Source organism: Corynebacterium tuingiense, from assembly GCF_046718165.1.
In the GTDB taxonomy this organism is placed as follows: Bacteria; Actinomycetota; Actinomycetes; order Mycobacteriales; family Mycobacteriaceae; genus Corynebacterium.
In genome coordinates this window covers 594,431-616,610 of sequence record NZ_CP177101.1, presented here as the reverse complement: position 1 = coordinate 616,610, position 22,180 = coordinate 594,431, and the positions used below count along the sequence as shown (strand labels likewise).

Here is a 22,180-nt window from a genome sequence, read left to right as displayed (position 1 = left end):
GCCACTGCCCTTGTCGCGTTCTACCCGCCCTTAAACGATAGTGATTTCACACTAAGGACACTAAGAAAACGGATAGCTCACAGCATGACAAATCCCCCCTTCCCCACCTCATCGAGCAATAGCCCGATAGGCAGGAAGGAGGGAGAAGTGGTTTAGCGCTCTAGGCGGGCGCTGGAGGTTCTAGCCCTCTGCATCCTCAGACAAGGAGATGATGCCGTAGTCGAAAGCGTGGCGGCGGTAAACCACAGATGGCTTATTGTTTTCCTCATTAACAAAGAGGAAGAAATCGTGGCCAACCAGCTCCATTTCGCTCAGGGCATCATCCACGCTCATCGGGGTGGCCGGGTGCTCCTTGGTGCGCACGATCTGGCCGGGGCGAACATCCTCGACGGTCTCGGCATAAGGATCGACCAGGCGCTCTTCCTTGGCGCGTTGTGCTTCTGCCTCCGCAACCATCTCGGCGGCGATTTCGCCGGTGCCCTTCTGTGCGCGGTGGCCGCCCTTGACGAATTCACGGCGAACCTTCACCTTGCGCAGGGAGCGTTCCATCTTCCCCATCGCGGTTTCCAGCGCTGCGTAGAAAGAGTCTTCCTTAGCCTCTGCGCGGGCGATGTGGCCCTTGCCGGTCGCAGTGATCTGGATGCGGTCGGACTCTGCTTCACGGCGTGGGTTTGGCTCGTGCTGCAACTCCACGTGGAAGAAGGTCAATGTGGGATCAAGGCGTTCAATCTTGGCCAGCTTTTCATTGACGCGCTCTTGGAAGTGTTCCGGTACTTCAACGTTACGGCCCGTAATCGTTACCTGAGCATTATTTGGCTGGGACATTGAGATGCCTCCCTTTGGTAGTGGGGACTAGAAACAATCACAGTAACTGTTCCTCTGTGACACCTTTAATAATACCAGTGGTTATGACCTGATGGTATTAGGGGGTAACACCATGCACCCCACTCTGTGATGTACCTTAAGCATCTGCGAAGGCCAATGCCCCATAGACCGTGGCGCCAGCCGCGCGTAGGGCCGCCATACTGGCCGCGAGGGTGGCGCCGGTGGTTATAACGTCATCGACAAGCAGCGCCGGCTTACCGCTCACCGGGACACAAACCCCCACTCGCCCCTGTAGGTTCGCCCACCTATCCTGCGCATTGAGCTCGGATTGGTCCGCCGTATCCGCACCCATGGTAAGCGCCTCGCTCACCTGCAGGGACCGTTGCCGGCGCGCCGCACCCTGGCACATGGCCGTCACGGGATCGCCGCCGCGCATGCGCGCTGAGCGGCGACGAGTAGGTGCCGGCACTAGGCACAGCTCGCGGGGAATCTCGCCGCGGGCAGCCAAGTGCGCCACGCCTGCGGCCACCACCGCACCGATATGATCGCGCACCTCCCTATTGCCCTGTTCTTTCATGCTGATGATGATATTGCGGCGAATATCGGAATAGGGCCCTAAGGCAAATACCGGTGCTCCCAAAAGCCGCGGGCGGCTTACCAGGTAAGGAGCCTGGCGCAGGTGCTCCCGGCACTGCGCACACAAGACATGTCCGGGCGCGCGGCACCCCGCACACGCACGCGGAAATATCAGTTCTCGCACGCTCACTGAGCGCCACCCCTTCCCCCGAAAGGCCTTTGCGGCGGTGCCTAGAGCGCGACCGCCTTCTAATCGGACACGATAGGCGAAGAACGCCGACCCTGCAGGCCAGGCACCTCGCGCCAGTTCACCTCATCTACCACCGTGGCGGGAAGCTCCAACATGGCATGGGAATCCGTTATATATAGCTTCGATGGCGAGGTCGCCACCGCGACTACCGGGGCGGTGATATTACCCGTCGGCATAGTAGAGGCCGAAGAGCCATCCTGCTCGATGCGCCATACCGGCGACTGCCCAGACGACGTACCGACGATGAGCGAGCCATCGTTATTCCAATCCAGCGATAATGCCGATCCGGAAACCTCTGGGCCCACCTCGCGGGCATTGACGATGCGCTTCTCGCCGCTGCTGGATTGGGCCACCGCGGCGATGTAAACGTGGCCATCAATGATCATCGCCGCGCGTGCGCCGCTATGGGAGAGGCGGATAACGGAGATCTCACCCTCAATCTCGTCGATGCTGCGCGCATCGACCTCGGATTCTGAAATCCGCCCGGTGGTCTTGGAACGCACGACGCGTACGATGCGGTCACCATCTACCACCGTCCAGGCGGCTTGCCCATTAAATTCAAAGGTGGGCCGCGCCAGCGTCTTGCCGTCGACCGAGTCCTGCATGGCGGATCCGATTTCGCCCATCTGCAGCTTAAAATCGCCACTAGGCTTCCGGCTGACCGCTGCAATCATGCCGGATTCGGTGACATCGACTGACTGCACATTGCCGCTCGAGCCCAAGGCCCCCTTGATAGGCTCGGCTACCCCACTATCGACTTCCAGCACGTTGCCCTCGTTCAAGGCGTACAGCGTGGACAGGGAATTACTATTGACCTTGGGGTTATAGTCAGCAAAATCATCCACGCTGACGGTATCCATGCCTTCTACCAGATTGCTGCCATCGGCCTTGACCTTGAAGGGGCCAATATGCCCGGCATCGGAAAGCGTCCAGACCAATTGCGCGGCAAAGCGGGTGCGGTCATTTTCATCCAAATCTGACAGACCCTCGAACTGGTATCCGTTTTCAGTGTCGTAGCCAGCAAAGGTGACCTGTTCATCCGCTGCTCGGCGGGTAGCCGGGGCGATGCTACTGGATGGGCCTTCCATCAAAAGGGTAATCAGCGTGGATTCGGATTCTTCGCTGCCTTTATAGAGCCACCGGCGATCCGGGACGAGGACATCATCGGTTTGTTTATAAAAATAGAGCGACTGCGGGGTGTAATGATTGCGCAGCTCATTGCGCTCAATCACCAATCCGGCCGGCAACCCATCAATAAGCCACTGGTCATCCACCATTTTCATATCGATGGTAGCTTCGTAGCCTTCATTTTCCGGTACATAAGCCCCACCGGATTTGAGCCGTCCGATGATGGTGCCCCGCACATTAAATGAGCGCACGTCCTCCGCTGGATCTTGTTTCTTATCGGGCGCGGTCACGATATCCAGGCTATCGACCACCATGACATCACCCGAGGAATCCCAGGCCCCGCGGGCGGAATCCGTGAGGAATCCACGGGCTGCATCGTGATCATTGGTTGGAACGGCCGCAGCGCGGTAAAAATCGCGCAGGGTAAGGTCCGGGTCCGCCCCCACCTCTGGGGTAATAACCTCTTCCGGGCCATCGGCCTGTTTGTGGTAAGTGCCTACGACTTGGGGGCTCGTATCGTGCGGCAAGGTTGAACAGGCTGTGACAAAGCACAGCGCCGCCACCGCGCCCACTGCGGTGCTCCGCCGCCACAATCCGTTAGGTACGACCGAATTCATTATTTATCCCCCTTAAAATCCGGCGCCTTATAGGAGCGCCTCTCTGGCGACGCGGCCCCTCGGTTGCGCTCGCGTTCGGAGGGCCACAGGATGCCATCGCCATCGGCCTCGGCTGCGTCGGCGGAGTCATCGTCGATACCAATTCCGCGGCCTACCACTGAGCTATTGCTTGGCGATGTCCCACCGGCGGACGCCTCGCCCCTATCTTCTGCTGCACCATCCTCCGCTGCATCAGCTTCCGCTTCCTCAGCATCCTCGGTACTAGTATCCGCAGTGCCAGCATTCGCGGCGCCAGCTGCGCCGCTGGAGTCGGAGGAAGCAGGGGCATCGGCAAGCGCAGCGTGCGCAGAGTCAGAACCCGTTCCTGGAGCGCCTGGAATCTCGCGGGAGATGGGCTCTTCACCAATCTCGGCATTCGGCTCGCGCGGGATGATGAGGCGGAAGCGGGAACCGAAGCCGAACACGCCAAAGGCGTCGAGCGTACCGCCGTGCAGGGCCGCATCCTCGCGGGCAATGGCAAGGCCTAGCCCGGTGCCGCCGGAGTGGCGCTTGCGGGAAGAATCCGCGCGCCAGAAACGGTTGAATACTAGCTCTTCTTGCCCGGGTTTGAGGCCCACACCGTGATCCGTGACAGCCACGCCCACAGCCTTGTCCGTGGTGGCGATATCGATCACCACGGGTTTGCCCTCGGAGTGATCGATGGCATTGGCCAAGAGGTTGCGCAGGATGCGCTCGATGCGGCGCGAATCGGCTTGGATGGTAATTCGCTCGTCCGGCATATTGCGAACCACTTCTACGTCGAGCTTCTGTGCCAGGTGCTCAACCTGGCGGTACGCAGCATCCACGCAGGATCGCAGGTCAATGGCCGTGGTAGATAGGTCCGCCACGCCGGCATCGTGGCGGGAAATCTCTAGCAGATCCGCGAGCAGCTCCTCGAAGCGATCTAGTTCCCTGGACATGAGCTTGGAGGCGCGCTGCGCGCCCGCGGGCAGGCTATCAGCCTCGGATTCGATGAGGTCTGCAGCCATGCGCACGGTGGTAATGGGTGTGCGCAGCTCGTGCGAGACATCGGAAGTAAATTGCCGCTGCAAATCGCCGTATTCCTCCAGCTGCGCAATCTGGGAGGACAATTTATCCGCCATATTATTAAAGGAGGCGGCAAGCCGGCCCATCTCATCGTCCCGGTCCACGGCCATGCGCTCCTTAAGATGGCCGGCGGCTAGGCGCTGGGCAATGCGGGACGCGGACTTAATCGGGGTAATGACCTGCTGGGTAGCCAACCAGGCAATGCCCACCAGCAAGACCACGACCACCACGCCGGCGGCAGAGAGCAAGCCGCGCATCAGCGCCATCGTGGATTCTTCCGATTCCATGGAAAGAGCCAGGTAGACCTGCAAATTCGGAATCTCTGCATCGGTGGGCGTGCCCACCATGAGCGCGTTATAGTAATCGCCATTTCCGCGCGGGACCGGATAATACTGCTGCGCAATCTGGTCCTGGCCCACCATCTCTCGCATTTGTTCCGGTACCGGGAAATCCTCCGGCGAGGTGGTGATGGATCCATCCTGGTTTTCCACCACGATGACGGGTTCATACACGGCCTGCGCATCGCCTTGTTGCGCAGAGAGCTGATCCAAAGAAGCGCGCGCGGAATTGATGCGCACCTGCACCGAATTGGCCGAGCTGGTGGCATCGATTTGCTGTTCCACCGCCGTGCGGGCGCGCTCGAGTTCCTGCAGCGCCACGTCTTCTTTTTGGGATACCAACCGCTGGGTCAGCACGGAGACTAAGGCGTAGGCCAAGATGATCATGACCACTGAGGAGGCGACCACAATCATGCCGATAACGCGCGCCTGCAATGAGGTGCGCAGCGTATCTACTATGGCGTCACGAATGCGCCGCACGCGGTCCAGAATTCTGATGATTCCTTACTCCCCGGCACCGGCCTTGCCGGTCTTATACCCCACGCCACGCACGGTCAGCACGATCTGCGGATCTTCCGGATCGTGTTCGATCTTGGCGCGCAGGCGCTGCACGTGCACGTTGACCAAACGAGTATCGGAGGCATTGCGGTAGCCCCAGACGGATTCCAGCAGCGATTCGCGGGTGTGCACCTGCCCTGGGTGGCGCGCCATTTCCAGCAGGAGATCGAACTCCAGCGGGGTCAGGTTTAATTCGGTGCCATCGGTACGGCGCACCGTGTGTTCCGGCACGTCGATGACCAGATCGGCAACCTCCAGGGTTTCTGGCTCCGCGGAATCGGTACGGCGCAGGCGCGCCCGAATGCGGGCGATGAGCTCCTTCGGCTTAAAAGGCTTGGTGATGTAGTCATCCGCGCCAGATTCAAGGCCTAAGACCACATCCACGGTATCGGTCTTGGCGGTGAGCATGACAATGGGCACCGCGGATTCGCGCCGGATGGTGCGGCAGATATCCACACCATTCATGCCCGGCAGCATGAGGTCCAAAAGGATGAGATCCGGTTCGTGCTCGCGGAAGGCAGGAACGGCCTCGTTGCCATCCATGACGGGGACCGGATTGAGTCCCTCAGATTCAAGGACAATGGTCAGCATTTCCGAGATCGCTGGATCATCATCCACAACCAAAATCGTTGGCGCCACGTTTTAATCTCCTACAAGGTCATTTATCGCTGCCGTAATAGTATCCGCATCGGCGGTGGCGATCCAGCGCCCGCCCCACCCAGATTCGACTAAGCGCCGATAAGCGGCGGCGGTGCGCTCCTGCAATCCCCCGTCGCGTTCATAGTGGTCGCGCTCGCGGGTGGAATCGCTGGCGGCCCGGGATTGTGCTCTTGCCGATGCCACCTCCACCGCCGTATCCACATACACCTGCAGGTCTGCTTGCGGCAGGCCCAAGGTGCCAAATTCTAGGTCATAGACCCACTGGAAGAGGCTATCGTCGCTCAACCGAGCCGCGGAATAGGCAGCGTTGGAGGCCACATAGCGGTCCAAGATCACTACTTCGCGCGTTTCCTTGGCCGCCAGCAATTCCTCTTTCACCCCAAAGCGGTCGAGGGCGAAGAGCGTGGCCATGGCATAGGCCGAATCCGTTAGATCGCCCATGTTCCCGTAGAGCGCCTCGCGCGCAAGCTGCGCGTGGATGGAGGTCTCATAGCGCGGAAAGGAAACGGTTTTTACTGGGACGTGGAGGACGTCCCGCACGGCGTTTGCAAGCGTATTTTTTCCGGCGCCGTCAATGCCTTCAATGCTTATGAGCATGGTGAGATATGCAGAATCCTTTCTGCTCCTAGGCGGCGCCTGCGGCACCGAGGGAGGTGGGTTTTAAGAAAGTGCCTCGATAAACGGTTCCACGTCGTAGTCTTCTTCGACGGTGTCCAAGATCTCAAGGGCGTTTTCGGTCAAGGCATCGTCAACGGTTCCCACCAAGTCCCTAATATAAGGGTAGTCCTCGACGGTTTCGCTGGCGCTGAACGGCGCACCCGCCCAAATGGCGGCGATCGTGGCCGCAGCATGGGCGTTGAGTTGTTCTTCTTCGGTTAAATCGTTCTTGCTGCGGGCTACCTCGCAGGCATCTTGTACCGCGCGGATTACCCCTTCTTCATCGAGGTTTGCCAATTCATCTAGAAAATCCACGTTGAGATCGGTGCTAAAAATCTCTTCGTCCCAGCTGCTCATCTCTCACTCCTTCGACGGGGTTTAGCGCCATTTATACACGCTTTTCCGGCGCAGAAAAATCGGGCATGAAAAGGATTGCATAAGGAATATGATTTCTTATCTCTGTGTTGTTTACATATCACAGAATCTGCAGGCTGTCGCGGGAATTCCAATGCATGATACTCTCGTTATCAACTTGTTACCCACCCTATACACCCAAGAAAGGAGGGCACGATGAAACCAGATTCACGCCGCGTGTACGTATTCATCGTGCTCGGCCTTATCGCCGCCGTCGTCGTGGGAGTGGGCGTGTGGCGCATGAGCACTCCGAGCGCCCATTACTCCAATGCCGCGAATGAGTCCCCGACCTCTACTGTGGCACCAAAAAATACCTCCGCTGAAGAATCGACGACATCGTCGACACATAAAAAGCCTTCGACGGAAAACTCCGCCCCAGCAAAGTCCAATTCTGGCGCTGATGAATCAGACCATCAGCACCCGAAAACGACGGACCCATACTTGGCGCCCAATGCCGTCACGCATCCCCACGCGGCCACCCGCCCTACCAAGGTGTACCGCCCCGGAAATGTGTACTCTCCAGACGCTTCCGCTAATAACGCCCCGTCCACACAGGGCGGCCAGGCTCCGCAGAGTGGTAACGGCGCCGGCACTAGGCAGGCAGTCCCAGATACCCCCAGCAAGCCGGATAACCAAGCGCCGTCCTCCCCAGCACCAAGCTCATCTGCTCCCTCCCCTGCCCCAGGCGAAGAAAAGCCAGGTCAAGGCGATCAGGGTGGAGAGTCCGGAAAACCGGTAGAACCCGCCGGATCAGAAACCCCGGAGCCGCCATCGACGCAGACTCCACAAAAGTCATATACAAAGGGGAGCGCGCAGCGCACCCCAGCGGCTCCTGACGCCACCACAGAGGGGCACGGTGCCGGAGCGGGAGCGCCTTCTAGCGCACCGCAGGCGAAAAACAAATCACACGCCGAGCCGGCAGCAACCGGGAAGCCTGCCCCTACGCAACAGTCCGGCAACCAGGAGCCCACGGATCTCCCGGCAACGGGAAGCTCTGCCGCAGGATCTTCCGCCGCGCGTTAAGTCCTCTACGCGGCTAGCACAACTGGTATCAGGGAGTTAGCCTCAGCCAAACGCGGCCAAGACCTAAAAGGCCCCCCTTGCTGGGATTTTCCAGCAAGGGGGGCACAGTTATAAGGTCCTTTAGACTCGGGCGACGAATAGTTGCGCCGTGCGGCCCTCAGGATTTTCCCCATTTACAGCGTGAGCTTGGGCGGTAACCATTCCATCGGAGGCTGGCAGCCATGCGGCCTGGCCCGGGGCAAGGATCAATTCCTCGCCTGCGGCATTGCGCAGGCTGAGGGAACCCGCGGTGCACAAGGCGATGGTGGGGCCGTCATAATCGAGGTCGACGGAAGAATCCGGCCCGAGCTCGGCGCGGTCGAGCAAGAACTCATCGATGGGCACCGGATAGGACCAAGCCTCGGCGCCGTGGACGTTGTCTTGGTTCCGCTTATCTTTTTGCTGCACCCGCGGCTCATTGGCGGCCGCATAGGTCAAGACCTTCACCAACTCCGGCACATCCACGAATTTCGGGGTCAATCCGCCGCGCAAGACATTATCGGAATTGGCCATGATTTCTACGCCAAGACCGGAGACATACGCGTGGAGTTGTCCGGCGTCGAGGTAGACGGCCTCGCCCGGGGCAAGCTCGATGTGGTTAAGCAAGAGCGCACCAAGCACGCCAATATCGCCAGGATAACGGTCATTAAGGTCCACCACCGTAGCCATGACCCGCGCCTTCCAATCCGTCGGATCGGCAGCAATCAGGCGCTCGCCGGCGGCAACGATGGCCTTAATGAGCTCCTTGCGCTTGGCCGAAGGGATGGTAATCCACGTGGTGAAAAGCACCCGAAGGTTGGCGGATTCGGAGGATTCCGCGGGGTCATCGTCAAGCATGGCCAAGTAGCGCTCAAGCTCTGGGCACTCTAGAGCGGCAAAGAGCTCGCGGGTTTGTACCAGGGGACGGAAACCCGCCATGGCGTAGAAATCCGACAGCGCCACGATGAGTTCCGGCTTGTGGTTATCGTCCTTGTAATTGCGGTTTGCGGCCTGTAAGGCAATGCCCGCCTCGTTTTCGCGGGCGAAACCCTCTTCGGCCTGCTCCTTGGACGGGTGGGCCTGCAAGGATAGCGGGTCTTCGGCGGCGAGGATCTTCAACAGAAATGGCAGGTTATCGCCGTATTCTTTGTAGACTCGCGTACCCAACTGGCCTTCTGGATCCGCCGCAATAACCTCGTTGAGCAACTGACCACCCACTGTGGAGGGATCGCCTGGGTGGGAGCCAAACCAGAGTTCAGCCACCGGCTTTTCTGCGGCTTCTTCGCCCCGCAGCTCAGGGATGAGGGTGCGCGAACCCCACGAATAGTTGCGGGTAGCGCCTTCCAGTAATTGCATTTATTTCTATCCTTTAGAAATCTCGTAGGCGGTCGCGGCAAAACTCCGCGTAATAAGCTGCAGTGAGCGGGCAAGATGCCCAAGGCCCGGTTCCGGGTCGATGCTGCGGACTGCAAGCGAGTTGGGCAGGTTCGCCTCTTCCTGCCCCCAGAAAATCACCTTCAAGGGTATCAAAGGTGCATCCGCGCCAGCACCGTCGATGAAGGGATCGTAGAAAAGGTCATCGGCAGGCGTGGACGCCGTGCTGGATTCGGCATCCCGGTCGAGCGCGCCGCGCAGGTCAGCGGGCTCGACAAAGGTGCCGGGCAGCCCGTGCACGGCCCAGATGGTCGCGGCCATCCGGGCGACCAGGGTATCGATGTGCACGCGCTCACGGCGCTCAGCATACGCATAGGGATCGTTGACACAAGAGTGGATAATCCGCGCGCACTCAGCGTATTCGCGCAGCTGCCGGCCCGGATTGATGGCATCATCGCGCTCTGGAGAAAGCTGTTCGATCTCGCGGTCCACGGCCGCGGCAATCTCCTCTAATTCCTCGCGCACCGCATGCGGGGAGGTATGCACGATGCTGCACAACGCGTACAGGGCCGTGATAAACCGCGCCGGCGAACAGCCTTCCGCGGTGGGAAGCGACGGGGCAATCAAGGTGTCTTCCGGGCAATCCTCTACCAAGGGGCCGCTTGTCGGGCCCACCAGGATGGTGGTGGCACCGCGCTGGCTCGCCGCGATGAGCGCGCGGGAGGACCAATCGCATTCTGCGGGCTCGCCCACCGCCACGACGATATCGAGCGCACCCACGTATTGCGGCAGCGATTCCGTTACTACCAGTGGAATGCGCAACGGCTCGGCTAAGCCGACGCCGAGGTGCGCTGCCTCACGGGCGATGCCATCGGTGGGCAAGATGACCAGGGAGCGCGGGTTGAGCCCGTTGAGGATTTCACCCCAGCGCTCCATTTGCCCGGCGAGCAGACGAATCTGCGCACCTTCGTGGGCAACATCAAAAAATCGCACCGTTTCGGTGTCATAGGCGGAACCATCAGTGAAACCGTTATCCATATCGCTCTAGCATAGTCTGGCTCCCACTAAGATGGTGCGGCATGACGTCAGCACAGATTCATCCCGTATCCCTTATAGGTGGCGGCCCCGGCGCGTGGGACCTGATTACGGTTCGCGGTATGCGCGCCTTACAGGAAGCCGAGGTCATCTTGACCGATCACCTGGGCCCGGCCCCACAATTGGATAAGCTCTGCGATATTTCCGCCAAGGAGCTTATCGATGTCTCCAAGCTGCCCTACAAGAAGTCGATCACCCAGGACAAGATCAACGAGCTGCTTATCGAGCACGCCCAAGCCGGGCGGAAGGTAGCGCGACTTAAAGGCGGCGATCCTTTCGTGTTCGGCCGCGGCTTTGAAGAGGTACAGGCCCTAACCCAGGCATCTATCCCCATCACCGTCATCCCGGGGGTGACCTCCGCCATTTCCGTGCCCGAGGGCATCGGCATCCCCGTCACCCAGCGAGGAATGGTCCACGGCTTTACCGTTGTGTCGGGCCACCTGCCTCCCGGGCACGAGAAGTCCTTGGTGGATTGGCATGCCCTGGCCCAGTCCGGCGCGACCTTATCCATCATCATGGGCGTGAAAAATGCCCCGGCGATTGCCAGGGCATTGCAAGACGGTGGGCTCGCTGGCTCGACACCGTGCGCGATTATCCAGGAGGGCACCTTGGACACGCAGCGGGAATTTCGCTGTGAGTTAGCGCGCCTTGCGCAGACGATGGAGGATAACAATGTCTCCTCCCCCGCCGTTTATGTCATTGGCGAGGTTGCCGGCCTCGACCCAGCCGCGGATTAGGCCTTATCCGCCTGCGGTGCGGAGTCCTCCACGATGTTCACATCCTTGGAGGCACCGGCCGCGTTGTGCGCAAAGCCTGCAGCATGAAATTCCGCGTGTGCCTTGGTCTCGGCGTTTTCGGCTTCCAGCTCCCTCGCACGGGCCGCGCGGGTCGCCCGCGCGCCGTGGATGGTGGCGGAAATACCCACAACGAGGATCAAGACCATGAGTAGCGGGGAGACGAAGCCCGGCACCGTCAGCCCGAAGTAGGTTTCTAGCCCGCCTAAGACCTTGCCGATATTCAGCGCCACGATGGCCGTACCCACGAGGCCACCGAGGACGACCGGCTCAATCCGGGAAATTACCCATGCCGCAATCGGCGCGGCAATGGAACCACCGATGAGCAGGGCCAACACGGCGGAGAGGTTGGCGACGATATCCTGCCACAATCCAACGACGAAGCCGAGGGTAGCACCCAGTGTGACTAGGAATTCGGCGGTATTTACCGTGCCGACGATGCGGCGGGGCTGCTCGCGACCAATGGCCATAAGCGTCGAGGTAGACACCGGGCCCCAGCCGCCACCACCGGTGGAGTCAACGAAGCCGCCGACGGAGCCGAGACCAATCAAGAACGGGGTGGAGTGGCTGCGCTTTTGCACGAACTTCGCCCGGCGCGGGCGGGAAAAGCGCCAGATGAGGTTGCTGCCGATGGCCACCAAGATGAGCGCGGTAATGGGAGCGGCCGCATCGGTGGAGATATTGGAGAGAACCGTGGCGCCGATAAACGCCGCGATGGCCCCCGGCACGCCCAGCCGGAAGACGGTTTTCCAGTCCACATTGCCAAAGCGGGCGTGGCTGAGGCCAGACATGGCGGTGGTTCCCAGCTCGGCGGTGTGGACTACGGCAGAGGCTTGGGCGGGTCCAAGGCCCGCGAGGAGAAGGATGGTGGTTGAGGTGACGCCGAAGCCCATGCCGATGCCGCCATCGACAAGCTGGGCGGCCGCGCCGGCCACTGCGATTAAAATAAGGGTTAACATGGGACACCGACCTCCTGGGCGATGTGATAGTGAGCAGCAACGATGCCAGCTAGGTCGGTACCCAGAACGGGATCGACGGTGACATTGCTGGGAGTAGATGACAGTGGTTTAAGGAGCAATCCTGCGGTGACAAACAGCGGGATAACCCGCATTCGCGCAGTACTCCTTGCCAGTGCATGGATGTCATTGCTGCCACCGCGAGTGGCGAAGGCGGCCGTGGCGGGAACGCCAGTGATTCGGGATACCCGAGTGGCAAGCCGGCGGACGGAGTCATTGGCCGCAGCATCAGAGGAACCAACGGAGTAGATGACGTGGTGGGTATCTCCGGGCTTGGCGCGTGCTGCGAGCACCGCCGCCAATTCCGCTTCTGCGGCTTCCCGCCTGCCCACTTCTCGTACGGCGCCTTTTCCGCCGTACCCTTCACCGTGCCCTCCGCCCAAGCACTCGCCTTGCACCAAGCGCAGGCCTGAAGCCTGTTCGGCCGCCGCAATAACGCGGGGAACGTCAACGCGCTGGTGGTAACCCTGCGTAAAGAGCAATGGAATAACTACGGCCGTATCCTCCCCGCAACGAGCGAGATCGACTGTAGCTCCGGTGAGATCGGGAGTATTGAACTCCAGGTGCGCCGCACGATAAGCAGGTCGGCCTGGTATCGCGGCGGCAGCGGCCTGGGTGAGCCGTTCAATGCCGGCGGCGGCGCCTGGATGGCGCGAGCCGTGGGACAAGGTAATGAGTGCGGTCATGGTCCATCCTTAATCCACTGGAGCCGTGGAGTGTCCGCGGCGGGCTAGGGAGCGCTGCAGGGCTTCGGTGGAGGAAACAGCCGGGGCCGGTGCTACGGGGGCATCGTCTTGTCCGTGGAAGCGGACCGAAAATACGCGCAGGCATTCCTGGCAGTTCCAGGCAAAATCGTCTTCTTCATCCGGGAAGAGATCGGTGCCGGCGCAGTAGGGGCAAAAGGTGGGGTGATTGCGATTGGGATTAGGCTTACGGCGGAAATTCACTGCAAATCTTCCTCCTCGGCGCGCAGTACCCAGTGGCGGAACTGCTCACCTTCTTCGCGTTGTTCCTTATATTTATTGACCAGCCGAATGACGTATTCCGGTACCTCATCGGCAACAACCTTGTGCCCGCGGAGCTTGCGGCCCCAGTCGGGGGAAAGGCCTAGGGCACCGCCCAAGTGGACTTGGAAACCCTCGACGCGGTTGCCATCGGCATCGATGACGATCTGGCCCTTGAGCCCGATATCGGATACCTGGGAGCGCGCGCACGCATTGGGGCAGCCGTTGAGTGCGATGGAAATGGGCACATCCAAATCCCCTAGGGTGTCTTCGAGGATGTCTACCAATTCGATGGCGCGGGCCTTCGTGGTCACGTGCGCCAACTTGCAAAATTCCAGCCCGGTGCAGGAAATGACGCCGCGGCGGAACTCTGTGGGCTGGGAATACAGCCCTGTTTCATCTAGCGCGCGCGAGAGCGCCGGAATATCGTCTTCCTCCACATCGAGGAAGAGCAATTCCTTCATCGGGGTGGTACGGATGCGCGAAATGCCGAACTTTTCTGCTACATCGGCAATGGCGATGAGCTGTTCGCCCGTCGCGTGGCCCACGGTGGGTTTCACGCCGACGTAGAACTTGCCGTCCTTTTGCTTGTGCACGCCCAGGTGATCACGGCTGCCGGGATTGACCTCGAGCGGGATGCCATCGGCCAGCGGCTTCTCCAGGTATTCCTCCTCGAGTACCTGACGGAACTTTTCGATGCCCCATTTAGCCACCAAGAACTTCAGGCGCGCGCGGTTGCGGTTGCGGCGGAAGCCGTAGTCGCGGAAGATGCTGACTACTCCGGCCCACACCTCCGGCACGCGCTCGAGTGGCACCCACGCGCCTAGGGATTGCGAGAGCATCGGGTTAGTGGACAGTCCCCCGCCCACGAAGCAGTCAAAGCCGGGCCCATATTCCGGGTGGTTGACGCCCACGAAGGCGACGTCTTGAATTTCGTGCGTAACGTCCTGGCGCGCATTGCCGGAAATAGCGGTTTTGAACTTGCGGGGAAGGTTATGGAACTCCTCGCGCGGTAAGTAATTATTCTTAATCTCCTCGATGGCTGGGGTGGCATCGATGATTTCATCCTCGGCAACTCCCGCGACCGGCGAGCCCAAGATAACGCGCGGCACATCGCCGCATCCCATCAAGGTGCCTAGGCCCACAGATTCGAGTTTGTCCCAGATGGTGGGCACGTCTTCGATCTGGATCCAGTGCAGCTGAATATTCTGGCGGTCCGTAAAGTCCGCGGTGGAGCGGGCATAATCGCGCGAGATTTCTCCCACCGCGCGCAGCTTTGCTGGATCAGCGCGGCCGCCATCGAAGCGCACGCGCATCATGAAGTATTCATCTTGCAATTCCGCGTTAGATAACTTGGCGGTCATCTCCCCGCCCAGGTTCTGGTTGCGCTGCGTATACAGCCCTAACCACTTAAAACGCGGCGCTAAATCCTCCGGCGGGATGGAGGAAAATCCCTGCTTGGAGTAGATGTCTATCACGCGCTGCTTGGCAGAAAGGCCACCATCGTCCTGCTTGATGGCCTCATCGTTATTCAACGGTTCCTTACCGTCAATTTTCCACTGGCCTTCGGGCTTATTGGCGCGTGGCTTGCGTTTGGTCGTCGTTGCGGTAGCCATAATGTGGTGTAGACCTCCCTTTCAAAGCGTTGAAGGAAAACCTACCCGTCTATAGAGTACAGACAAAGCGGTCTGTTTTATTTTCACTTTCATTAATTCCGTGACCAGCACCTTAAAGAGATCTAATAAAGAATCTAAATATCCCACTTGTGCACAAACAGACCATACGGTTCACTCTCTTAAGAGAAATCCCGCACTCAACCGCCACTAATAGACCTATCGGTCTATTAGTGTATATCCGTTAAGGAACCCCGTTTCCCTTCACATTGCCGCGGGAGAATACGCATACAAGAAAGGCAGAATTACCGTGTCAGATAAACCCTTAAACGTAGCAGTCATCGGTGCCGGTCCCGCCGGCATTTATGCCTCCGACATCCTGGTAAAAAAGACCGGCGGAAACGTGCGCATCGATCTCATTGAACAGATGCCCGCCCCCTTCGGCCTCATCCGCTACGGCGTGGCCCCCGACCATCCACGCATTAAAGGAATCATTAAATCCCTGCACCGCGTCTTAGATACTGAGCAGATTCGCCTGCTTACCAACGTTCACATCGGCCGCGATATCACCGTGGACGAGCTGCAGCAGCACTACGATGCCGTCATCTTCGCCACCGGAGCAGTAGGCGATCGCCACCGCGAAATCCCCGGCGCGCAGCTACAGGGAGTGCACGGCGCCGGTGAGTTCGTGGGCTTCTATGATGGCAATCCACGCTTTGAGCGCGAGTGGGATCTCTCCGCCAGCGAGGTCGCCGTCATCGGCGTAGGCAATGTGGGCCTGGACGTCTCGCGCATCTTGGCTAAGACGGGCGATGAGCTTAAGGTGACCGAAATCGCCGATAATGTCTACGATTCACTGGCACAAAATAAAGCAGAGACCGTGCGCGTCTTCGGCCGTCGCGGGCCCGCCCAAGCCAAGTTCACCCCGCAGGAGCTCAAAGAGCTCGACCACTCGGAGAATATCAATGTGGTCGTCTCCCCCGAAGATATTGATTACGATGAGGCCTCGCTGGAGGCGCGCGCTTCCAGCAAGTCCACGGATTTGGTGTGCCAGGTTCTTGAGCAATATGCCATTCGCGATCCTAAAAAGGCCCCGCATACGCTGCAGATCCACCTCTTCGAGCAGCCTGTGGAAATCCTCGGTGAGAACGGCCGAGTCAGCGGGATTAAAACGGAGCGCACAGAGCTGACCGGCGATGGCAGCGTGCGTGGGACGGGTAAATTCACCACGTGGCCGGTGCAAGCGGTCTACTTTGCCACGGGCTACCGTTCGGACGCAGTGGATGGCGTGCCATTTAATAGCGAGAAAAACGTCATCAACAATGACGGCGGCCACGTCATCGACGAAGAGGGCGCCATCGTGCCTGGCCTCTACACCACCGGCTGGGTAAAACGCGGGCCCGTGGGCCTGATTGGCAATACCAAGTCCGATGCCAGTGAAACCATTGGCATGCTGCTTGATGATGCCGCCGCGGGCACCCTACCGTCCCCCACCGCCGGCGATATCACCGAGGCCTTCGCAGATAAGGGCATCGACTACCTCACCTGGCAGGATTGGCAGCGCCTCGATGCCGCTGAGCGCGCTTTGGGCGAGCGCGAAGGCCGCGAGCGAAAGAAGTACGTGGAGTGGGAAGACATGGTCGCCCACTCCCGCGCGCAGTAATTCAGTAACTCCAGTAATTAGCGCCTGATGATGGCGAGGACCTCGTCCACAATCTGCTGGACCTCCTCGGAGGTCTTCGCCTCAACGTTGAGCCGTAGCAGCGGCTCGGTATTGGAAGCGCGCACATTAAACCACGCGTCCGTGCCCTTGAGCTCGACCGTGACACCGTCGAGCTCATCGACGGATTCGATCTTATCCGCCAGCTCATCGAGTACGGCCTGGGTGGCGGCCTTTTGGTCCGCCACGGTGGAGTTGATCTCGCCGGAAGCCTCGTAGCGGGAGTACTCCGCCATGAGCTCGCTGAGCGGCTTATCCGTCTGCCCCAGCGCGGCCAGCACGTGCATGGCGGCCAGCATGCCGGAATCGGCATTCCAGAATTCCTGGAAGTAGTAGTGCGCGGAGTGCTCACCGCCAAAGGCCGCCTTGTGCTCGGCCATTTGAGCCTTAATGAAGGAGTGGCCCACGCGCGTGCGCACGGCGGTACCGCCCTTTTCCGCGATGAGCTCCGGCACCGTCTTGGAGGTAATTAGGTTGTGGATGATGGTCGCGCCTGGGAATTTATCCAAGTAGCGGCTTGCCACCAGCGCGCAGATGGCAGACGGCGATACCGGCTGGCCCTTCTCATCCACCACGAAGCAACGATCCGCGTCCCCATCAAAGGCAAGGCCGATATCGGCCTTTTGCTCTACGGTGAATTTCTGCAGATCCTCTAGGTTCTTGGGATCCAGCGGGTTCGCCTCGTGGTTGGGGAAGGTACCGTCGAGCTCGAAGTAAAGATCGCGGACATCGAAGGGCAGGCCATCGAAAACGGCCGGGACCGTGTGCCCGCCCATGCCATTGGCGGCATCGACGGCGACGACCAGCGGCTTGGATTCTTCCAGCGGCACGAGGTGACGCAGGAAATCCGCGTAGCCGGTCAGGATTTCCTGCTCGGCGATGGCACCATTGGGGCCGTCGTAGTTTGGGGTGCCATCGATAAGCATCTGCTTAATCTCTTCTAACCCAGTTTGTTGCCCCACGGGGACGGCTCCGGCGCGGCAGAGCTTGATGCCGTTATACTTCGCCGGGTTGTGGGAGGCGGTAAACATAGCACCCGCGCACTCCATAGAACCCGCGGCATAGTAGAGCTCATCGGTGGAGGTAAGCCCCAAAAGCGTCACGTGGAGGCCTTGGCTCACCACGCCTTCAGCAAAGGCTTGCGCCAGTGCGGGTGAAGACGGGCGCATATCGTGACCTACAGCCACGGTGTTTTCGCCTTCTTCGCGCAGGATTGCGGCGAAGGCGGCGCCGGTATCGCGCACGAAGTCTTCATCGATATCTTCGCCCACCACGCCACGGACGTCATAGGCCTTAATCACTGCATCAAGATGCTCACGAGTTCGCATACCTCGCAATAATACTCCCCGCCTGCGGGCAACTAGCGCAGTGTTCCGTCCGTGTCTGCAGCTAGCTAGCGCAAACTTTCACGGGCGCTGTGCCCAGCGCCCGTGGTTTAGTCGGACTCGGTGTCCGTGTCCTGCTTCTCGGCAGGATCATCTTCGCTGTGCGCATCGGGAACGACGGACAGGTGAGCGCGGCGGGCCTTTTTGGCATAGGCCACGCGACGAGTGCGAAATACCGGGTGATTGGAATTGGCGGGGTCAGCACCATCGAAGGTGGCGGCGTAATCGATGGGGTCTGCCCCGGAGCCGGCACTGCGGTCATCGACAAGCCCCGTGGTCACCCTGCCGTCTTCCTTGACCGCCTGGGCCAGGGCCATAAGGTCATCGTCCTCATCTAGCTCGATGCGGTCTACGCGCACCAACTCCCACCCCACCGGCGCAGAGATGCGGTCGCGGTGGGTGCTGCACAGATCCCAGCTATGCGGGTTATCCTCTTCTGCCAGCGGTCCAACCACTGCGGTTTGATCCGCATATGCATAGGTCAACGTCGCCACGGCGGGTCGGCCGCAGCCTGGGCGGGAGCAATGGCGAGATTCAGTCACGGGCAATAGTCTAAACCCTTGGTTGAGATTTAGATAGTACTTCCCCGGCGTGGCTGCACTTATTGCGCAGCCATAGAGCTTTAGAATCAACGCCATGACCGCCGCTCGCCCCCGCCCACATATTCGCCCCGCCCGCGACCGCCACGGGCGCGGGCTGCACGGGCCCTTGCTACCGCAGCAAACCCCGCGCTACCGCAGCGCCCGCGAGCTTTTCGATGCCGCCGTCCTCGAGGCCTACGCACCCATTCAACACGCCTTCGCCCCGCAATTGCGCGGGCTCGATCTTGCGGTAGATACCATCCCGCGCATGCGCCTTTCTGCCGATATGACGGTGCTGCCGGATGAAATCATTGCCGATGGGCCAGTGCCGCTCGGTCGCATCGTGCCCGCCGGTGTCGATTCTTCTGGCACCCCTACCCGCGCCCGGCTCGTTATCTTCCGCATGCCCATTGAGCAGCGTGCTGTCACCTCCGCCGAGCGCGCGGAGCTCCTCGGCACGGTCATTACCGCCCTGGTGGCCAATTACTTAAACCTCGCTCCAGAGGAGGTAGACCCGCGCTATGGCTGGTAGGGAGGTTTCTCACCACAAAGAAAACTCTAGCCCTTGACCGCACCGCTCAGGGGGCGCAGCCAAGGGCTAGAGCACACAACTTAGTTAACCAATCTCGCGTTTGAGGCGGCGGCGTTCGCGGTCCGAAAGCCCGCCCCAAATTCCGAAGCGTTCATCGTGCTCCAGCGCGTATTCCAGGCACTCATCGCGCACCGCGCAGGCTTGGCAGATACGCTTTGCCTCACGGGTGGAACCTCCCTTTTCAGGGAAGAATGCCTCTGGATCCGTCTGCGCGCACAACGCTTGATCCTGCCACTCCTGCTCGACGGCACCGAAGAGTTCATCGAGCGATACCTCTGCAGCAGCACCGCCACGGAGAATGGCGTTGTTATTAGCCATTTTGTCCACGCCTTTTCCTTTCTCCGAGGTTGGGTAATCCTAATCAGTGCAACCGACTGTACACGAGGCTGAAGTGCGGCTGAATCGCGGTCAACCCGCGAGCCAATCCGTGAAAACAAGTGCGTCGGTCGCCGTTTCTTGCACTGATGTAATTTCACACCGGATCACTAAATATCGTCAACCTGAATTAGTGCCTTTCTCGCGCTTTATCGCAAAAACGCTGCACACGATCCCCATCCGTCACATTAGTAACACCCGGTGTCATCCGGGGGTGTAGGTAGGGGGTACTAGATATAGTGGTGTCCGGTTTTTCTGTCAACAATTTTCAGGAACTTTCGGCGTGTCTCCCAAAACCTCGGCCGGGCAGGGATCACAAAGCCCTCCGCACCGCGCGCGTTTCCAAGCAGCAGGCGGTGCGGAGGGAAGGAGCCGAGCGCTTTAGGCGTCGGAGCTAAAGCGAATGCCGGCATCGGGGATGGTCACACCGGGAAAGACCCGCATGCCGTCCACAAGCTCACAGCGGGCACCAACGTGGGCGCCTTCGCCGATGACGCAGTTTTCGATGACCGCATTGGCACCGATGTGTGCGCCCGAGGCAATGATGGAGTTGTGGATGATTGCACCCGGTTCGATGCGCACGCCATCAAAGACCACCGTTCCCTCGAGGCGGGAGCCGGCTCCCACCTCGGATCCGCGGCCCACCGCGGTGCCAGATAGCAGCAGCACGCCGCCGGCAATGCCCGCAGAGGATTCCACAAGGGATTCACCGGTGCGGCCTTCCAACAGCGGCGATGGCGCGATGCCGCGCACCAGATCGGAGGAGCCGCGGGTGAAGTCATCGGGGCGGCCCATATCGCGCCAGTAGGAGTTATCGACGTGGCCGACGACCAGGCGGGCATCGGCAAGCAAGCCCGGGAAGGTCTCGCGCTCGACCGAAACTACGCGGCCTGCCGGGATGGACTCGATGACGGAGCGGTCAAAGACGTAGCAACCGGCGTTGATCTGGTTGGTTGGTGGATCCTCGGTCTTTTCCAAAAAGGCCGTGACCCGGCCCTCAGAATCCGTGGGCACGCAGCCAAAGGCGCGCGGATCCGCCACGTTGAGCAGGTGCATGGTGACATCGGCACCCTTGTTGTGGTGCGTGGTCAAGATGCCCTCTAGATCCATGCCGGAAAGAACATCGCCGTTGAAAACCATGACGGTGTCATTGCGCAACTTGTCATAGACGTTGCGAATACCGCCGCCGGTGCCCAGCGCGGTTTCTTCCACCACGTATTCAATGTCCAGGCCAAGCTCGGAGCCATCGCCAAAGTATTCCTCAAAAACCTCTGCCTTGTACGAGGTGGACATCACCACGTGCTCAATGCCCGCGGCCTTGATGCGGGCGAGCAGGTGCTGCAGGAACGGGTAGTTTGCCGTCGGCAGCATGGGCTTGGGCGTACCAATGGTCAGTGGGCGCAGGCGGGTACCGCGCCCGCCCACCAAAATCACCGCATCGGTGGTGGCACCGTGAGTGGTGGCTGCTTCAGTCATAGTCATCCTTTGTATGCAGACAATCTTATTCTGAGGTTTTTCGAGGGTCAGTGTATGCGGCCGCGGCCAGAAACCAGGTCAACGGCACGCGCTTCAGGCCTCCGAATCTTTGGCCGTACTGGCGCGAGCGGCCGTCACCGCTCCCCGCGCCTGCAATCCCAGCCACAGCGCGGCGCGCAGCGGGGCCTGCCACCACGCCGGGTGACGGTCCGCCTGGAAGCGGTACGCGGAACTGTGGTGCGCGCGCAGCATCGCCCCGGCGTGCGCCTGGGTGGAATGTCCCTTGGCGTGGCTGATGACGGCTTCTGGGCAGAAAATGTTTTGGTACCCGGCGCGGGCGAAGCGATCACCTAAGTCCACATCCTCCAAGTACATGAAGTAACGCTCATCAAAGCCGCCAATGGCATCGAAGGCATCCCAGCGCACCAAGAGGCAGGATCCGGATAACCACCCGGCGGGGCGTTGGACGGACATATCGGCATCGTTACGGTACGTGCGCGTCCATGGATTAGACGGCCATAGGTTGGAAAACAGCGCGTGCCCGATGCCCGTGGATATATTCGGCACCGACCGAGCGGACGGATAGTTGCTGCCGTCCGGTTCCACGATGCGCGGGCCCACCGCGGCGGCGTCCGGCCAGCGGCGCGCGCACGCAATCATCTGGTCAATTGCGCCTTTACTAAAGGTGACATCCGGGTTAGAGATAAGGAAGAACTCATCATCTACGCGTCGGTTCTCGCGCACCCACCGCGCGCCGGCATTCATGCCGGCGCCGTAACCAATATTGCCGCCGGTATCGAGGAAGTGTACGTCTTCTTTTTCTGCAGCGGCGGCTTCGGGGACGCCATCGGTCGAACCATTATCCGCCAGTATCACCTCGGTGCCGTTAACGCAGGCGTCCGGCAGGGAGCTTATAAAGCGCGCCAAGTACTCACCGGGATTATAAGTCACAGTGATAACGGCGAGCGGAGCTGTAGTTTCAGTAGTCACAATGGGCCCCAAGCT

Annotated in this window: 22 protein-coding genes; 4 read left to right on the top strand and 18 right to left on the bottom strand. The window is 60.2% G+C overall.

Annotated elements, in window-relative coordinates; genetic code table 11:
• Positions 1-180: 180 nt before the first annotated feature.
• The 7 genes from hpf to ACLI1T_RS02970 form a co-directional block, all read right to left on the bottom strand.
• Positions 181-825 carry a ribosome hibernation-promoting factor, HPF/YfiA family gene (gene hpf / locus ACLI1T_RS03000; protein WP_349863706.1) on the bottom strand — a complete coding sequence of 215 codons (645 nt, stop codon included), beginning with the start codon at positions 823-825 and terminating at the stop codon, positions 181-183.
• A gap of 136 nt (positions 826-961) precedes the next feature.
• The gene (locus ACLI1T_RS02995; protein ID WP_411702993.1) at positions 962-1,591 is read right to left on the bottom strand and encodes a ComF family protein; all 630 of its coding nucleotides are present in this window, start codon (positions 1,589-1,591) and stop codon (positions 962-964) included.
• Between the two features lie 59 nt (positions 1,592-1,650).
• On the bottom strand, positions 1,651-3,396 hold the full coding sequence (lpqB, locus tag ACLI1T_RS02990) for an MtrAB system accessory lipoprotein LpqB (RefSeq protein WP_023025620.1): 1,746 nt from the start codon (positions 3,394-3,396) through the stop codon (positions 1,651-1,653).
• Positions 3,396-5,255, bottom strand: a complete 1,860-nt coding sequence (gene mtrB / locus ACLI1T_RS02985; protein WP_349887186.1) for an MtrAB system histidine kinase MtrB — start codon at positions 5,253-5,255, stop codon at positions 3,396-3,398. The genes lpqB and mtrB overlap by 1 nt, the downstream gene beginning before the upstream one ends.
• Positions 5,256-5,324: 69 nt before the next feature.
• Positions 5,325-6,017: an MtrAB system response regulator MtrA gene (mtrA, locus tag ACLI1T_RS02980; protein ID WP_349887171.1), complete on the bottom strand. Its 693-nt coding sequence runs from the start codon at positions 6,015-6,017 to the stop codon at positions 5,325-5,327.
• A 3-nt stretch (positions 6,018-6,020) separates the two neighbouring features.
• Entirely contained in the window at positions 6,021-6,635 is a 615-nt protein-coding gene (locus tag ACLI1T_RS02975; protein WP_023025614.1) for a dTMP kinase, read from the bottom strand.
• 63 nt (positions 6,636-6,698) lie between these two features.
• Entirely contained in the window at positions 6,699-7,052 is a 354-nt protein-coding gene (locus ACLI1T_RS02970; RefSeq protein ID WP_411702992.1) for a DUF4259 domain-containing protein, read from the bottom strand.
• Positions 7,053-7,265: 213 nt separating this feature from the next.
• Between ACLI1T_RS02970 and ACLI1T_RS02965 the strand changes: the two genes are divergently transcribed.
• Positions 7,266-8,132, top strand: coding sequence for a hypothetical protein (locus ACLI1T_RS02965; protein ID WP_349851994.1), 867 nt, complete (start codon positions 7,266-7,268; stop codon positions 8,130-8,132).
• A 120-nt stretch (positions 8,133-8,252) separates the two neighbouring features.
• On the opposite strand, the gene manA is transcribed toward ACLI1T_RS02965, so the two are convergent.
• Entirely contained in the window at positions 8,253-9,506 is a 1,254-nt protein-coding gene (manA, locus tag ACLI1T_RS02960) for a mannose-6-phosphate isomerase, class I (RefSeq protein ID WP_411702991.1), read from the bottom strand.
• Between the two features lie 6 nt (positions 9,507-9,512).
• Positions 9,513-10,562 carry an exopolyphosphatase gene (locus ACLI1T_RS02955; RefSeq protein WP_411702990.1) on the bottom strand — a complete coding sequence of 350 codons (1,050 nt, stop codon included), beginning with the start codon at positions 10,560-10,562 and terminating at the stop codon, positions 9,513-9,515.
• Between the two features lie 41 nt (positions 10,563-10,603).
• Between ACLI1T_RS02955 and cobA the strand changes: the two genes are divergently transcribed.
• Complete coding sequence (gene cobA / locus ACLI1T_RS02950; protein ID WP_349887176.1) at positions 10,604-11,356, top strand: uroporphyrinogen-III C-methyltransferase; 753 nt, start codon at positions 10,604-10,606, stop codon at positions 11,354-11,356.
• On the opposite strand, the gene ACLI1T_RS02945 is transcribed toward cobA, so the two are convergent.
• Genes ACLI1T_RS02945 through ACLI1T_RS02930 form a run of 4 tightly spaced genes read right to left on the bottom strand, consistent with a single transcriptional unit; the run spans position 11,353 to position 15,049 of the window.
• A complete protein-coding gene (locus ACLI1T_RS02945; protein WP_349887177.1) occupies positions 11,353-12,372 on the bottom strand; it encodes a sulfite exporter TauE/SafE family protein in 1,020 nt (339 codons plus the stop codon). The genes cobA and ACLI1T_RS02945 overlap by 4 nt on opposite strands.
• The gene (locus ACLI1T_RS02940) at positions 12,366-13,115 is read right to left on the bottom strand and encodes a sirohydrochlorin chelatase (RefSeq protein ID WP_411702989.1); all 750 of its coding nucleotides are present in this window, start codon (positions 13,113-13,115) and stop codon (positions 12,366-12,368) included. The genes ACLI1T_RS02945 and ACLI1T_RS02940 overlap by 7 nt, the downstream gene beginning before the upstream one ends.
• A gap of 9 nt (positions 13,116-13,124) precedes the next feature.
• Positions 13,125-13,376: a hypothetical protein gene (locus ACLI1T_RS02935; protein ID WP_005277497.1), complete on the bottom strand. Its 252-nt coding sequence runs from the start codon at positions 13,374-13,376 to the stop codon at positions 13,125-13,127.
• Entirely contained in the window at positions 13,373-15,049 is a 1,677-nt protein-coding gene (locus tag ACLI1T_RS02930; RefSeq protein ID WP_411702988.1) for a nitrite/sulfite reductase, read from the bottom strand. The genes ACLI1T_RS02935 and ACLI1T_RS02930 overlap by 4 nt, the downstream gene beginning before the upstream one ends.
• 307 nt (positions 15,050-15,356) lie before the next feature.
• On the opposite strand from ACLI1T_RS02930, the gene ACLI1T_RS02925 reads away from it, so the two are divergent.
• A complete protein-coding gene (locus tag ACLI1T_RS02925) occupies positions 15,357-16,709 on the top strand; it encodes an FAD-dependent oxidoreductase (RefSeq protein WP_411702987.1) in 1,353 nt (450 codons plus the stop codon).
• 17 nt (positions 16,710-16,726) lie between these two features.
• On the opposite strand, the gene ACLI1T_RS02920 is transcribed toward ACLI1T_RS02925, so the two are convergent.
• Both ACLI1T_RS02920 and ACLI1T_RS02915 read right to left on the bottom strand, forming a co-directional pair.
• Positions 16,727-18,094: a phosphomannomutase/phosphoglucomutase gene (locus ACLI1T_RS02920; RefSeq protein WP_411702986.1), complete on the bottom strand. Its 1,368-nt coding sequence runs from the start codon at positions 18,092-18,094 to the stop codon at positions 16,727-16,729.
• Between the two features lie 107 nt (positions 18,095-18,201).
• Positions 18,202-18,699, bottom strand: coding sequence for a DUF3499 domain-containing protein (locus ACLI1T_RS02915; protein ID WP_084529704.1), 498 nt, complete (start codon positions 18,697-18,699; stop codon positions 18,202-18,204).
• Between the two features lie 88 nt (positions 18,700-18,787).
• On the opposite strand from ACLI1T_RS02915, the gene ACLI1T_RS02910 reads away from it, so the two are divergent.
• Positions 18,788-19,264: a metallopeptidase family protein gene (locus tag ACLI1T_RS02910; RefSeq protein WP_411702985.1), complete on the top strand. Its 477-nt coding sequence runs from the start codon at positions 18,788-18,790 to the stop codon at positions 19,262-19,264.
• 84 nt (positions 19,265-19,348) lie between these two features.
• Here the strand turns inward: ACLI1T_RS02910 and ACLI1T_RS02905 are convergent, their stop codons facing one another.
• The 3 genes from ACLI1T_RS02905 to ACLI1T_RS02895 form a co-directional block, all read right to left on the bottom strand.
• Positions 19,349-19,642, bottom strand: a complete 294-nt coding sequence (locus ACLI1T_RS02905; protein ID WP_005277485.1) for a WhiB family transcriptional regulator — start codon at positions 19,640-19,642, stop codon at positions 19,349-19,351.
• A 438-nt stretch (positions 19,643-20,080) separates the two neighbouring features.
• Positions 20,081-21,175, bottom strand: coding sequence for a sugar phosphate nucleotidyltransferase (locus ACLI1T_RS02900; RefSeq protein WP_023025580.1), 1,095 nt, complete (start codon positions 21,173-21,175; stop codon positions 20,081-20,083).
• 93 nt (positions 21,176-21,268) lie between these two features.
• Positions 21,269-22,177 carry a glycosyltransferase family 2 protein gene (locus ACLI1T_RS02895; protein ID WP_034659656.1) on the bottom strand — a complete coding sequence of 303 codons (909 nt, stop codon included), beginning with the start codon at positions 22,175-22,177 and terminating at the stop codon, positions 21,269-21,271.
• Positions 22,178-22,180: the final 3 nt, after the last annotated feature.